This is a genomic window from Nocardia sp. NPDC056000, assembly GCF_042269265.1.
Taxonomy (GTDB): Bacteria; Actinomycetota; Actinomycetes; order Mycobacteriales; family Mycobacteriaceae; genus Nocardia.
In genome coordinates this window covers 57,741-70,085 of the sequence record NZ_JBHJXS010000013.1, presented here as the reverse complement: position 1 = coordinate 70,085, position 12,345 = coordinate 57,741, and the positions used below count along the sequence as shown (strand labels likewise).

The following is a 12,345-nucleotide window of genomic DNA, read 5'->3' as shown; positions in this document are numbered from 1 at the left end:
AGCGGCATGGCACTTCATTCCCAGCCAAGGAATCTCGGCTACTTCATCTTCCTGAGCCGCTGGCTGCAATTCCCGCTCTATCTCGGATTGATCGTCGCGCAGGCCGCGTACGTCTGGCAGTTCCTGCGCGAGCTGGTGGAACTGGTGCGCGGACTGTTCGATCACGGCAGCGAGGAAACCACCATCATGCTCTCGGTGCTGGGCCTGATCGATGTCGTGATGATCTCCAACCTGCTGATCATGGTGATCGTCGGCGGCTACGAGACCTTCGTATCCAAACTGCGCATCGACGATCATCCGGATCAGCCGGAATGGCTGGCGCAGGTCAATGCCAATGTGCTGAAGGTGAAGCTGGCCATGTCGATCGTCGGCATCTCCTCGATCCACCTGCTCACCACCTTCATCAAGATCAGCTCGGATCCGAACCCCGGCGCGCACAACGGCCGCTACCTGTGGCCGGTGATCATCCACCTCAGCTTCGTGGTGTCGGCGGTCATGCTGGCCTGGATCGACCGCATCATGCCGCACGCCGCGCACAAGGAACACCGTCCCGACACGCACCTCGTACCGAGTCGGTCAGAGCGCGTGATGGCGTAGGAATTCGATGGCCGCCGGATACTCCTCGAGCGCTTTGGCGGCCGCGGCCTCCTCGGCATCGCACATGCGCTGATAGCCGGGCTCATCGGCGGCCGCAGTGTGGGCGCGGAGGGTTTCCAGGGCTTCGATGGCATCGCGATGATCGCCGAGGACGGTCTGCAATTGTTTGGCCCGCCGCCCCAGCAGGGTGGCGGGTTCGCCCAGCACCGCGACGGCGGCCTCGGCGGAATAGCGCAATCGCTTGGCGGCCTTGCGGATATCGTGCAGGCGTTCGATGCGTTCGGCTTCGGAGCCCTGCGGTTCGGTGCGCACCAGGCGACGCAGATCGCGGAAGTCGTGCCGCAGTACGTCGGTGAAGACCTCGGTGGCGGGTGCGTCCGCCTTCGCCGAGCGCAATGGCGGATCGTTCAGCATCGCACCCAGGCGATCGAGCAGCACTCGGTAACGGCGGGTGTCGAATGCCGCCACCGCCTCGGCGTGCGCGGCTTCGTAGCGCGCTCGCTCCTCGGCCACCAGTTGCGCACCGAAATCCATTCGCGGCGTTGGCTTCTCATCGGGAGCTGCCTCGTCCGGTACCGGCTTCTTCTTCCCGCCCGATTTCCGCTTCGGCGACGCCTCGACCGTATCGTCGAACAGCCCGCCGCCCTCCCCGAGCAGTGCCGCGAACCGCTCCCCGCGCACCTCGGCATCGCGCGCCACCCCGAGCAGCCCTGCCAGCCAGCGCAATTCATCACTGAGTTCGCCGCCCGCCTTGCGCGTGAAGGCCCCCCGATACGACCGCAGCAGGCTGCGCAATCGCCGGGTTGCCACCCGCATCTTGTGTACCGAATCCGGAAGATCCTGCCGCACTTCGGGTTCGGCCGCGCGCAGCCGGTCCACATCGGCGGTCAGAGCGTCGACCAGGGCGGGACCGGCTGTGCTGTTCATTTACGTCCTGTATTTGTCCGTGGCCTCGACCAGATGATGGGTGATGCCGGGTTCGGAGGCGGCGTGCCCGGCATCGGGAACCATATGCAGTTCCGAATTCGCCCACGCCTGATGCAGATCCCACGCGCTGACCGCGGGGCAGACGATGTCATGCCTGCCCTGCACGATGACGCCGGGAATATGCGCGATGCGATCGATATCGCGCAGCAGACGGCCCTCGTCGAGGAAGCCGCGATTGTGGAAGTAGTGGTTCTCGATGCGCGCGAACGCCAGCGCGAAGCGCGGATCGGCGGTTTCGGCAACCCGATCCGGTTGGGGCAGCAGCGAACTCGTGGCGCCCTCCCAGGTGGACCACGCGACGGCCGCGTCGCGGGCGAGCTTCTCGTCGGGGGAGTGCAGCAGGCGGTGATAGACCTCGATCAGATCGCTGCCGCGTTCGGCCACCGGAACCGGCGCCAGGAACTTCTCCCACTCATCGGGGTAGACGAACCCCGCAGCGCCATTGTAATACCAATCGATTTCCTTGCGGCGCAACAGGAATATCCCGCGCAGGATCAGCTCGGTGACCCGCTCCGGATGCGATTGCGCGTACGCCAGCGCCAGCGTCGAACCCCAGGACCCGCCGAACACCTGCCACCGCTCGATGCCCAAATGCGTTCGCAGCGCCTCGATATCGGCGACCAGATGCCAGGTGGTGTTGGCCTCCAGACTCGCACCGTCCGCGATATGCGGCGTCGACTGCCCGCAGCCGCGCTGATCGAACAGCACGATGCGGTACGCCGCCGGATCGAAGAACTGCCGGTGATAGGGCGCGGTGCCGCCGCCGGGCCCGCCGTGCAGGAACACCACCGGCTTACCGTCCGGATTGCCGCTGACCTCCCAGTACACCTGCTGACCGTCGCCGACGTCGAGCATGCCCCGCTCGTACGGCTCGATCGGTGGATAGAGGGTGCGCATCAGCCCGCCAGCCCGGACGCCAGGTTCGGGATCTCCAGCGCCGAAATCGCTTGGTCGCGAACGTCGGAGCAGTTCTTGGTGGTGACCCGGTCGACCACATCCTTATCGCCCAGCACCTGCAGGTTGATGCCGCCATTGCGCAGCGCCCACTCGTGCACGCTCGCGTTCAGCGAGATCTTGCCCAGCGTCGGACCCTGCACCCGCCAATCCGAGAGCTGCGGACGCAGCATGTCGCACAACTGCTTTCCGGCCTCATCGGACACGGTGACCTGTGATCCGGAGGTGGTCGGGCTGCTGCTGCCGGATGGCGCGGGCTTGCCGTTGGTGCTCGTCAGCGGTGAGGAAGAGCCCTGCGGCTGTGACGATCCCGAGGTGGTGCCGCCGCCACACGCGGCGGTCAATGCGAGGACGGCGGCCGTGCCGACGAGTAGCGGTACCCGCAGAACTCGGCGGCTACTGATCCAACGGCGATGCGACATGAAGTTCCCTTTGGTCGGACGTGCTCGTTGCTCCCACTCTGCCACCAAAATGTGAAGGTGGTTTGTGAAGACGGTGCGGAACCGCGAATAAATAGCAATCCGCTATGCAAGGCGGCTGTACCCACTCGTGGCGAGTCGCACGGCGGCCCGTCGCGTATAAGCGAACGCCCCCACCGGCTATCCGGTGAGGGCGTTCCACACATCGGAACCCGAGTTCGGAACTCAGTAGCTGTGCTCCGGCCCGGGGAACACCCCGCGCCGCACCTCATCCGCGTAAGTGGCTGCGGCACTGCGCAATTGACCACCCACATCGGCGAATTGCTTGACGAACTTCGCGGTCTTGCCGCTGGTGTAACCCACCATGTCCTGCCACACCAGCACCTGCGCGTCGCATTCGGAGCCGGCGCCGATGCCGACCGTCGGAATGGTCAGCTTGCGGGTGACCTGCCCGGCCAGTTCGGCCGGAACCATCTCCATCACGACCGAGAACGCCCCGGCCTCCTGCACCGCGATGGCATCGGCGATGAGCTGTTCGGCCCCGTCGCCGCGCCCCTGCACCCGGAACCCGCCGAGGGTGTTGACGCTCTGCGGGGTGAACCCGATATGCGCCATCACCGGAATACCGGCGGCGGTGATCTTGTGGATGGTGTCGGCCATGCGCTCGCCGCCCTCCAGCTTCACCGCGTGCGCGCCGCCCTCCTTCATGAACCGGACGGCCGTGGCCAGCGCCTGCTCCGGCGAGGACTCGTAACTGCCGAACGGCAGATCCGCCACCACGAGCGCGTGCGGCGCGCCGCGCACCACACCGCGCACCAGCGGAATCAACTCGTCGACCGAAATGGCGACCGTGGTGTCGTAGCCGTACACCACATTGGCCGCGGAATCGCCGACCAGCAGCACCGGAATCCCGGCCTCTTCGAACAGTCGCGCGGTGGAGTAGTCGTACGCGGTGAGCATCGACCAGCGCTCACCCTCGGTCTTCATCTGCTGCAGATGCTGCACACGCGTCTTGCGCTTGGCGGTTTTGGCGGGTGCGGCACCGTAGGCGGGGGTTTCCGCATCGGATACGGACATCGTCGTCCCTCTTTCGTCGCTCCTCGAGGCCCATGCGGGTCCCCGGGTTCAAATGACGCCTCTCAGTCTGCCACCGCGACCGGTCCGCATCCGGATGTAATTCCTCACACTCGCGGGTACTCGCGGCTCCGAACTCTTTGCGATGCTCTCGCGTTGTTGCGGGTGCGTGCCGCGGACGCGATCCAGTAGGGCAGACGGCGCGGTGACCGAAGGGATTCGAGGGTGCGTACAGCGGGATGGCACGATCGGGGGATGGGTTTGATGCGAACCAACCGGGTCGTTTTGATAGCGGCGGCGTTGGTCATGACCGCGGCGGGCTGTTCGACCGTGGTGGATGGGAATCCCACGGCGGTCGCGCCGGCCGGTATGGGGCAGTACTACAACCAGCAGGTCAACTGGGGTAGCTGCACGGAATTCGGGGAGGGGGATATGCCTTCCGGAGCTGAATGCGCCCGGGTCACCGTGCCGGTCGACTACGAGAATCCCGATGGGGCCACCGCGAAGATCGCCGTCTCGCGAATCAAGGCCACCGGTAACAAGATCGGTTCGCTGCTGTTCAACCCGGGCGGACCGGGCGTGCCCGGGATATCCATGGTGAATATCGCCGACGGCACCCCGCTGGCCGAGCGCTTCGATCGCGTCGGCTTCGATCCGCGCGGTATCGGCTCCTCGCAGCCCGCCATCAAATGCCTCACCTCCAAGGAGAACGACGCCGAACGCGCCGAAGCGCCCAAGGACAATTCACCCGCGGGCATCGCGGCCGCCGAGACCGAGAACAAGCAGTACGCGGATAAATGCGTCGAGCGCACCGGTAAGGATTTCCTCGCGCACGTCGGCACCCGCGAGGTCGTGCAGGACATGGACGTGATCCGCGCCGCGCTCGGCGATGCCAAGCTCAGCTATGTCGGGTACTCGTACGGCACCCGCCTGGGCTACGCGTACGCCGAGAAGTTCCCGGACAAGGTGCGCGCGCTCGTGCTGGACGGCGCGCTCGACCCCTCGCAGGATCCGGTCAAGGAATCGGTGCTGCAGGCCACCAGCTTCCAGAACACGTTCACCAAATTCGCGCAGGACTGCGCCACCAAACCGGACTGCCCGCTCGGCACCGATCCGGCCCAGTTCGTCGCCCGCTATCGCGCCCTGGTGAATCCGCTGTGGGACAAGCCCGTTCCCACCGATGATCCGCGCGGCCTGCACTACGGCGATGCCATCACCGGTACCCAGCAGGCGCTGTACACCAACCGGTTCTGGCCCGTGCTCACCAAGGGGCTGCGTGAACTCGCCACCGGAACCGGCGACACGCTGTTGAAGCTGGCCGATATGTACGACGGCCGCGCCGAGGACGGCACCTACGACAACAGTCAGGACGCCTTCAACTCGATTCGCTGCGTGGACGATCCGCCGATCACCGATCGCGCCGTCGCCGCCAAACAGGACGCCGAATATCGCAAGGGCGCGCCCTTCCTGGATGACGCGCACGGCAGCGACGCCGCGCCGCTGGAACTGTGCGCGATCTGGCCGGTGCCCAACACCAGCACCCCGCACCGCATTTCGATTCCGAACCTGCCCAAGACCGTGGTGATCTCCACCACCAACGATCCGGCCACCCCCTACCAGGCCGGTGTCGACCTGGCTGACCAGCTCAAAGGCAGTCTGATCACGTTCAACGGGGACCGGCACACGGTGTCGTTGTCGGGCGTGCAATGCGTCGATGACCCGGTGATCGCGTACCTGGTCGACCTGACCACACCCGCGGCGGGTCTTACATGCTGAGGTTCGCACCCGCTATGTAACACGGATTTAACTCCGGGTGCCTACGCTCGCGGTCATGGACCGTCAGAAGGAATTCGTCCTCCGCACGCTCGAAGAGCGCGATATTCGCTTCGTGCGACTCTGGTTCACCGATGTGCTGGGCTATCTCAAGTCCGTAGCGATCGCGCCCGCCGAGCTGGAGGGCGCTTTCGAGGAGGGCATCGGCTTCGACGGTTCGGCCATCGAGGGGTTTGCCCGGGTGTCCGAGGCCGACATGGTGGCCAAGCCGGACCCGTCCACCTTCCAGGTGCTGCCGTGGTCCACCTCGAAGGGGCATCAGCATTCGGCGCGCATGTTCTGCGATATCGCCATGCCGGACGGTTCGCCGTCCTGGGCGGATCCGCGGCATGTGCTGCGTCGGCAGTTGAACAAGGCCGCCGACCTGGGCTTCAGCTGCTATGTGCATCCGGAGATCGAATTCTTCCTGCTCAAGCCCGGACCGCATGACGGTTCCACCCCGATCCCGGTGGATCAGGGCGGCTTCTTCGATCAGGCCGTGCACGACGAGGCGCCGAACTTCCGCCGCCACGCCATCGACTCGCTGGAGTCCATGGGCATCTCGGTCGAGTTCAGCCATCACGAGGGCGCGCCCGGGCAGCAGGAGATCGACCTGCGCTACGCGGACGCGCTGTCCATGGCCGATAACGTCATGACCTTCCGCTACCTGATCAAGGAAGTGGCCATCGACGAGGGCGTGCGGGCCACGTTCATGCCCAAGCCGTTCGCCGATCACCCGGGTTCGGCCATGCATACGCATATGAGCCTGTTCGAGGGTGAGCAGAACGCCTTCCACGATCCGGATGACCCGATCAACCTGTCCGAGACCGCGCGCGCGTTCATCGCGGGCATTCTCGAGCACGCGCACGAGATCAGTGCCGTCACCAATCAGTGGGTGAACTCGTACAAGCGGCTCATCCACGGTGGCGAAGCGCCGACGGCCGCGTCCTGGGGCCGGTCGAATCGCTCTGCGCTGGTTCGCGTTCCGATGTACACCCCGAACAAGTCGTCCTCGCGCCGGGTCGAGGTGCGCAGTCCCGACAGCGCCTGCAACCCGTACCTGGCCTTCGCGGTGATCCTGGCCGCCGGTCTGCGCGGTATCGAGAAGGGCTACACCCTGCCGCCCGAGGCCGAGGACGATGTGTGGTCGCTGACCGCCGCCGAGCGTCGCGCCATGGGCTTCCGCGAGTTGCCCGCCAGCCTGGACGAGGCGCTCAAGAACATGGAGAAGTCCGAACTGGTCGCCGAGACCCTGGGCGAGCACGTCTTCGACTTCTTCCTGCGCAACAAGCGCCGCGAATGGGCTGGCTACCGCAACCAGGTGACGCCCTACGAGCTCAAGGAATACCTCGGCCTGTAAAGGTCGCTACGCGTCTCGTCGTCCCGGCCGAAGCTCTGCCGGGATGACGGGGAAGTGGTCACCCGGACTCGGCTCGGCCACATTGTCCGGTATCGGAGGGTTCGGTCGTCCGCCGACGGAATGTGACATGTAATTTGAACGACATGGTCCGGCCACCGACGACTCGTTCCGCTGTCCCCGGCGTCGGCCGGCTCGGTTTGATGGAGCCGTCGGCCGCCGATTCCTTACGAGAGTTGGCGTGGGACAACGTCGACAGCGTTCCGCTGCTGTGGGCGCTGTCCCGTTCCCCCGATGCCGATCTGGCGCTGCTGACGCTCATGCGGTTGCGGGAGCAGCTCGGAAGCGATTGGGGCGCGCTGGATTCGGCGTTGCGGGCCAATACCTCGCTGCGCGGGCGATTGTTCGCGCTGATCGGGTCGTCGAGCGCGTTCGCCGATCATCTGGTGGCCGATCCGGGGTGCTGGCAGCTACTGCTGCGGCCCGAATTGCCCTCGCGCGATGAGGTGCTCACCTCGCTGCTCGATGCCGTGCACGCGACGCCGGAGGCCGGGCCGAACGCCGGGCCCATGCTGTTCCGCGCCGGGATCTCCGGACCGGACGCGGTTGCGCTGCTGCGCAAGCGGTATCGCGATGAACTCATGCTGCTGGCCGCCATCGATCTCGCGGCGACCGTGGAGAACGAACCGGTGCTGCCGTATCAGCAGGTCGGCTGGCATCTCACCGATCTGGCCGATGCCGCGCTGACCGCGGCGCTGTCGGTGGCCGTGGCCCGGGTCTGCGTCGATCGCGAGGTGCCCGCCCGGCTGGCCGTCATCGCCATGGGCAAATGCGGTGCGCGGGAACTGAATTACGTCTCGGACGTGGATGTCATCTTCGTCGCCGAACCCGCCGACACCACCTCCACCCGGCTCGCCGCCGAGATGATGAGCGTCGGCAGTGCGGCGTTCTTCGATGTGGACGCGGCGCTGCGGCCCGAGGGCAAGGCGGGTGCGCTGGTGCGCACCCTGGATTCGCATATCGCGTATTACAAGCGCTGGGCGCGCACCTGGGAATTCCAGGCGCTGCTCAAAATGCGGCCCGCCACCGGCGATCTGGAACTCGGGCAGCAGTATCGCGAAGCGCTCATGCCGATGGTGTGGGCGGCCTCGGAGCGCCCCGATTTCGTCACCGATGTGCAGGCCATGCGCCGTCGCGTCGAGGATCTGGTGCCCGCGGATCTGCGCGAGCGCGAACTCAAGCTCGGGCACGGTAGTCTGCGCGATGTCGAATTCGCGGTCCAGCTGCTGCAATTGGTGCACGGTAAGGCCGATGAGGCGCTGCACACCCAGGGCACGGTGGAATCGCTCGGCGCGCTCGCCGCGCGCGGTTATATCGGCCGTGATGACGCCGCGAATCTGACTGCCTCCTATGAGTTTCTGCGCCTGCTCGAGCATCGCCTGCAATTGCAGCGGCTCAAGCGCACGCACACCCTGCCCGCGCCCGAGGACGAGGAGGGCATGCGCTGGCTGGCCCGCGCCGCGCATATGCGGCCCGACGGCCGACAGGACGCGGTCGGCGTGCTCACCAGTGAGATTCGGCGCAATGCGGTGCGGGTGCGCCGCCTGCACGCCAAACTTTTCTACCGCCCGCTGCTGGAATCGGTTGCGCGCCTTGACGCGGACTCGCTGCGGCTGAGTCCGGCGGCGGCCGTGCGGCAGTTGGCGGCGCTGGGTTACGCGGCCCCGGAGAACGCGCTCGGGCATCTGAAGGCGCTCACCGGTGAGGTCGGCCGCAAGGGCCGGATTCAAGCGCTGCTGCTGCCGACCCTGCTCGAATGGCTCGGTGAGACACCGAATCCCGATGCCGGACTGCTCGCGTACCGGCGGGTGTCCGAGGGTCTGGACAATGAGATCTGGTTCCTGCGCGAACTGCGCGATGAGGGAGCCATCGCACAGCGCCTGATGATCGTGCTCGGCTCCTCGGCCTATCTGCCGGATCTGCTCATCAACGCGCCGGAAACCATCCGCATGTACGCGGACGGCCCGAACGGGCCGCTGCTGCTGGCCCCGGCAACCGCCGATGTGGCGCGCGGAATCCTCTCCGGCGCAAAGCGTTACGACGAGCCGCGGCGTGCGGTCGCCACCGCGCGCTCGCTGCGGCGGCATGAACTCGCGCGCATCGCCTCCGCCGATGTGCTCGGCATGCTCGAGGTGCCGCAGGTCTGCGAGGCGCTGTCCTCGGTGTGGATCGCGACCCTGGAAGCCGCGCTACAGGCCGTGATTCGCGCGAGCGGCCCGCAGCCCGCCGATTTCGCCGTCATCGGCATGGGGCGTCTGGGCGGTATGGAACTCGGTTACGGCTCGGACGCCGATGTGCTGTTCGTCTGCGATCCGCGCCCCGGCGTGGATGAGACGGTCGCCGTCAAATGGGCGAACGGCGTGGCCGAACAGGTGCAGCGACTGCTCGGTGCGCCCAGTACCGATCCGCCTCTACAGGTCGACGCGGGTCTGCGTCCCGAGGGCCGAAATGGTGCCCTGGTGCGGACTTTGGCCGCCTATGCCGCCTACTACAAACAGTGGGCGCAGCCCTGGGAGGTGCAGGCGCTGCTGCGTGCGCGCCAGGTGGCCGGTGATCCCGAATTGGGCGTGCGCTTCCTGCACACCGTCGATCCGGTCCGCTATCCCAGCGGTGGCATGTCCCCCGAGGGTGTCCGGGAGATCCGCCGCATCAAGGCGCGCGTGGACGCCGAACGCCTGCCGCGCGGCGCGAACCCGGCCACCCACACCAAACTGGGGCGCGGCGGCCTGGCCGATATCGAATGGACCGTGCAGCTGCTGCAGTTGCAGCACGCCCATGATGTCCCGGCCCTGCACAACACCTCCACCCTGCAATGCCTGGACGCCATCGAGGCGGCCGATCTGGTGGATCAGGAAGATGTGTCCCTGCTCCGGGAATCCTGGCTGACCGCGACCAAGGCCCGCAATGCCCTGGTCCTGGTGCGCGGCAAACCGGCCGACCAACTCCCCGGCCCCGGCCCGCTGCTGTCCGCGGTGGCCCGGGTGGCGGGCTGGCCCAATGACGACGGCAGCGAATTCCTCGATCACTACATGCGCGTCACCCGCCGTGCGAAAACAGTCGTGGAGCGCGTGTTCGGCGGCTGATCCGCGCCGGGTACCGTGCAGTTACCGGCCGAATTCGGCCGTGCCGGTCATGCACGACTGATCCGCTAGGACAGGAGTCGAAAATGCGAGGCATTCTGAAGGTCATGGCGGTGTCGGTCCCGCCGCTGGTCGCACTGGCGGTATCCGCCGCACCCGCGTCCGCGGACCCGGTGTCGTTCGACCCCGCACACGTCGATGTGAGTCCGGGCTGCGCGGGCACGGTCAAGGCCGAACTGTCGGCCAGCCAGGGCCAGCAGGCGGGCGAATTCGCGGACTTCATCGACAGCTCGGCCCGGGTCAGCGTCAATTTCACCCCCGACGCCGCGAACAACCCGCTCGGCTCGCTGTCCGCCTCCCCGGCCAATAACGACTGCCAGGTCACCACCACGGTCACCATGCGCAATATCGACACCGGCGCGACCACCACCGACACCCGCACCACCCAGCACGACGGCCACTACGGCTGGAACGCAGCCTCCTTCAGCCTCCCCGGTTCGGGCCGCGTCTCGGTCACTGTCAGCACCAACCCCACCCCGGGCGAACTCACCATCGAGGTCCCCGCACCCCGCTGATCATTCGGATCCGGGCTCACAGCGTTTCCGGTGCCGTGCCGGTGTAGTCGAGATCGGTTCCGGCCGCTGGGATTTCGGCACCGAGTACGGCGGGGACGGTGGGTGGCGGGGTGCCCAGGAGTTCCTGCTGGCGGTTGCGGATGAGCCAGTCGGGGGTGCGGTGGGTGGCATCGGAGTCGGAGGAGGGGCGGCCCGATGCCGGGTGCATGCCGGGCAGGAAGCTCGTCGACTCGGCGGCGGGGCCGGTCGGGGCGGCGGAAGGTGTTGGTGCGGAGCGGGTTCCGGGCGGTGGGGGACCGGGGTAGCTGCGGCCGGGATCGGGTGTGGCTCCGGGCGGTTGGCGCAGGGTCGGGAATTCGCGAGGGGTGCGTGCGGTCGGGAGTCCGATCGGGGAACGTGGCGTGGTGCCGAGTGATCGATTCGGCGCGACCGTGGTGAGTGGATTTCCGCCGCCGGGAGTGCTTGCCGGTGTGGTGATGGGGTTGGCGGCTCGATCGGGGTCCGGGGCGATGCCGTCTCGGGCGGCCGATGCGGCCGCTGCCGGGGAGGTGTCTTCGTCGGACAGTGCGGCGGGATGGTCGCCGCGGTTCGGTTGTCCGTTATTGCGCTGTGCCGCCGAGTGATTCGGGTCGCCGGAGAGTCCCGCCTGCTCCGAGCGGTTGGCTGCGCGGGGATCGGCGTGGTGTATCGCGCCGATCGGCTCGGTGCGGGGGAGTGCGCCGCCGCGCAGAGAATTCAGCTGTGCGGGCGGTGATTCGAGTCCATTCGCGGGGTTCCCGTCGGCGCTGATATCGCGGCTGGTGAAGGCGGGTACACCGGATCCGGCGGGCGGGTAGGTCGGAATGTAGTTGGCTTCCATCGCGGCGACGGCGATGTGATGGAGCTCCTCGCGGGCGTCCTCGCGCGAATGCGCGCCGGGAGTCGTGCCGATGACGATGGACAGGTAGGGCGTGAGGGGGTCGGTGCCTGCGGCCGAGGGCGGTGGGACGGTGCGGCGGACGGCTTCGGCTCCGTAGGCGGCGGCGATCATGCGGTGGCCGGTGCTGTGCGCGATTTCGGTGATATCGGTTGCCCACCGCACGAATTCGCGAGCGGTGCGGGCGGCGGCGTCACCGATATGACCCCGGATGCCGTCGGCGAGTGCCGATTGCACGGTGCTGTGCAGGCCGGTGATCGCGCCGGTGAGGTTATCGGCGATATCCACCCAGACGGCGGCCTGCGCGTGCATGGTGCCGGGATCCATGGCTTGCGCGTGGGCATAGATTTCCGCGTGCGAGAGCCCCGGGAAGTGTTCGAGCCGCTGAATGTAATCGGGGTCCACCCCGTCCTGCGAGATTCGCTCCTGTTCGCGTTGCGCCCCCTGCTGGGCCTGTTCCGCGCTGTGGCGCAGTTTCTTCGGGTCCACGGATTCCCCCTCTCCACCTACCGAT

The 12,345-nt window shown here is 67.0% G+C and carries 10 protein-coding genes; 5 read left to right on the top strand and 5 right to left on the bottom strand.

The window, feature by feature from the left end; genetic code table 11:
* The first annotated feature begins 6 nt into the window (after positions 1 to 6).
* Entirely contained in the window at positions 7 to 597 is a 591-nt protein-coding gene (locus tag ACFC4D_RS33790) for a TIGR00645 family protein (RefSeq protein WP_364650443.1), read from the top strand.
* Here ACFC4D_RS33790 and ACFC4D_RS33785 read toward each other — a convergent pair.
* The 4 genes from ACFC4D_RS33785 to panB form a co-directional block, all read right to left on the bottom strand.
* Positions 577 to 1,524 (bottom strand): CHAD domain-containing protein, encoded by a 948-nt coding sequence (locus tag ACFC4D_RS33785; RefSeq protein ID WP_376069254.1) that lies wholly within the window; start codon positions 1,522 to 1,524, stop codon positions 577 to 579. The two genes, ACFC4D_RS33790 and ACFC4D_RS33785, sit on opposite strands and share 21 nt — an antisense overlap.
* Entirely contained in the window at positions 1,525 to 2,481 is a 957-nt protein-coding gene (gene pip, locus ACFC4D_RS33780) for a prolyl aminopeptidase (protein WP_376069251.1), read from the bottom strand.
* Positions 2,481 to 2,960, bottom strand: a complete 480-nt coding sequence (locus ACFC4D_RS33775) for a hypothetical protein (protein ID WP_364650452.1) — start codon at positions 2,958 to 2,960, stop codon at positions 2,481 to 2,483. The genes pip and ACFC4D_RS33775 overlap by 1 nt, the downstream gene beginning before the upstream one ends.
* A 222-nt stretch (positions 2,961 to 3,182) precedes the next feature.
* A complete protein-coding gene (gene panB / locus ACFC4D_RS33770; RefSeq protein ID WP_364650455.1) occupies positions 3,183 to 4,034 on the bottom strand; it encodes a 3-methyl-2-oxobutanoate hydroxymethyltransferase in 852 nt (283 codons plus the stop codon).
* A gap of 261 nt (positions 4,035 to 4,295) precedes the next feature.
* Between panB and ACFC4D_RS33765 the strand changes: the two genes are divergently transcribed.
* The 4 genes from ACFC4D_RS33765 (at position 4,296) to ACFC4D_RS33750 (ending at position 10,915) form a co-directional block, all read left to right on the top strand.
* Positions 4,296 to 5,807, top strand: a complete 1,512-nt coding sequence (locus ACFC4D_RS33765; RefSeq protein ID WP_375968607.1) for an alpha/beta hydrolase — start codon at positions 4,296 to 4,298, stop codon at positions 5,805 to 5,807.
* Positions 5,808 to 5,862: 55 nt separating this feature from the next.
* Positions 5,863 to 7,203: a glutamine synthetase family protein gene (locus tag ACFC4D_RS33760; protein ID WP_375968301.1), complete on the top strand. Its 1,341-nt coding sequence runs from the start codon at positions 5,863 to 5,865 to the stop codon at positions 7,201 to 7,203.
* Between the two features lie 143 nt (positions 7,204 to 7,346).
* Positions 7,347 to 10,343 carry a bifunctional [glutamine synthetase] adenylyltransferase/[glutamine synthetase]-adenylyl-L-tyrosine phosphorylase gene (locus ACFC4D_RS33755; protein ID WP_376069247.1) on the top strand — a complete coding sequence of 999 codons (2,997 nt, stop codon included), beginning with the start codon at positions 7,347 to 7,349 and terminating at the stop codon, positions 10,341 to 10,343.
* Positions 10,344 to 10,426: 83 nt separating this feature from the next.
* Positions 10,427 to 10,915, top strand: a complete 489-nt coding sequence (locus ACFC4D_RS33750) for a hypothetical protein (RefSeq protein WP_375968299.1) — start codon at positions 10,427 to 10,429, stop codon at positions 10,913 to 10,915.
* A 16-nt stretch (positions 10,916 to 10,931) separates the two neighbouring features.
* On the opposite strand, the gene ACFC4D_RS33745 is transcribed toward ACFC4D_RS33750, so the two are convergent.
* Positions 10,932 to 12,320 carry a hypothetical protein gene (locus ACFC4D_RS33745; RefSeq protein WP_376069245.1) on the bottom strand — a complete coding sequence of 463 codons (1,389 nt, stop codon included), beginning with the start codon at positions 12,318 to 12,320 and terminating at the stop codon, positions 10,932 to 10,934.
* Positions 12,321 to 12,345 lie beyond the last annotated feature (25 nt).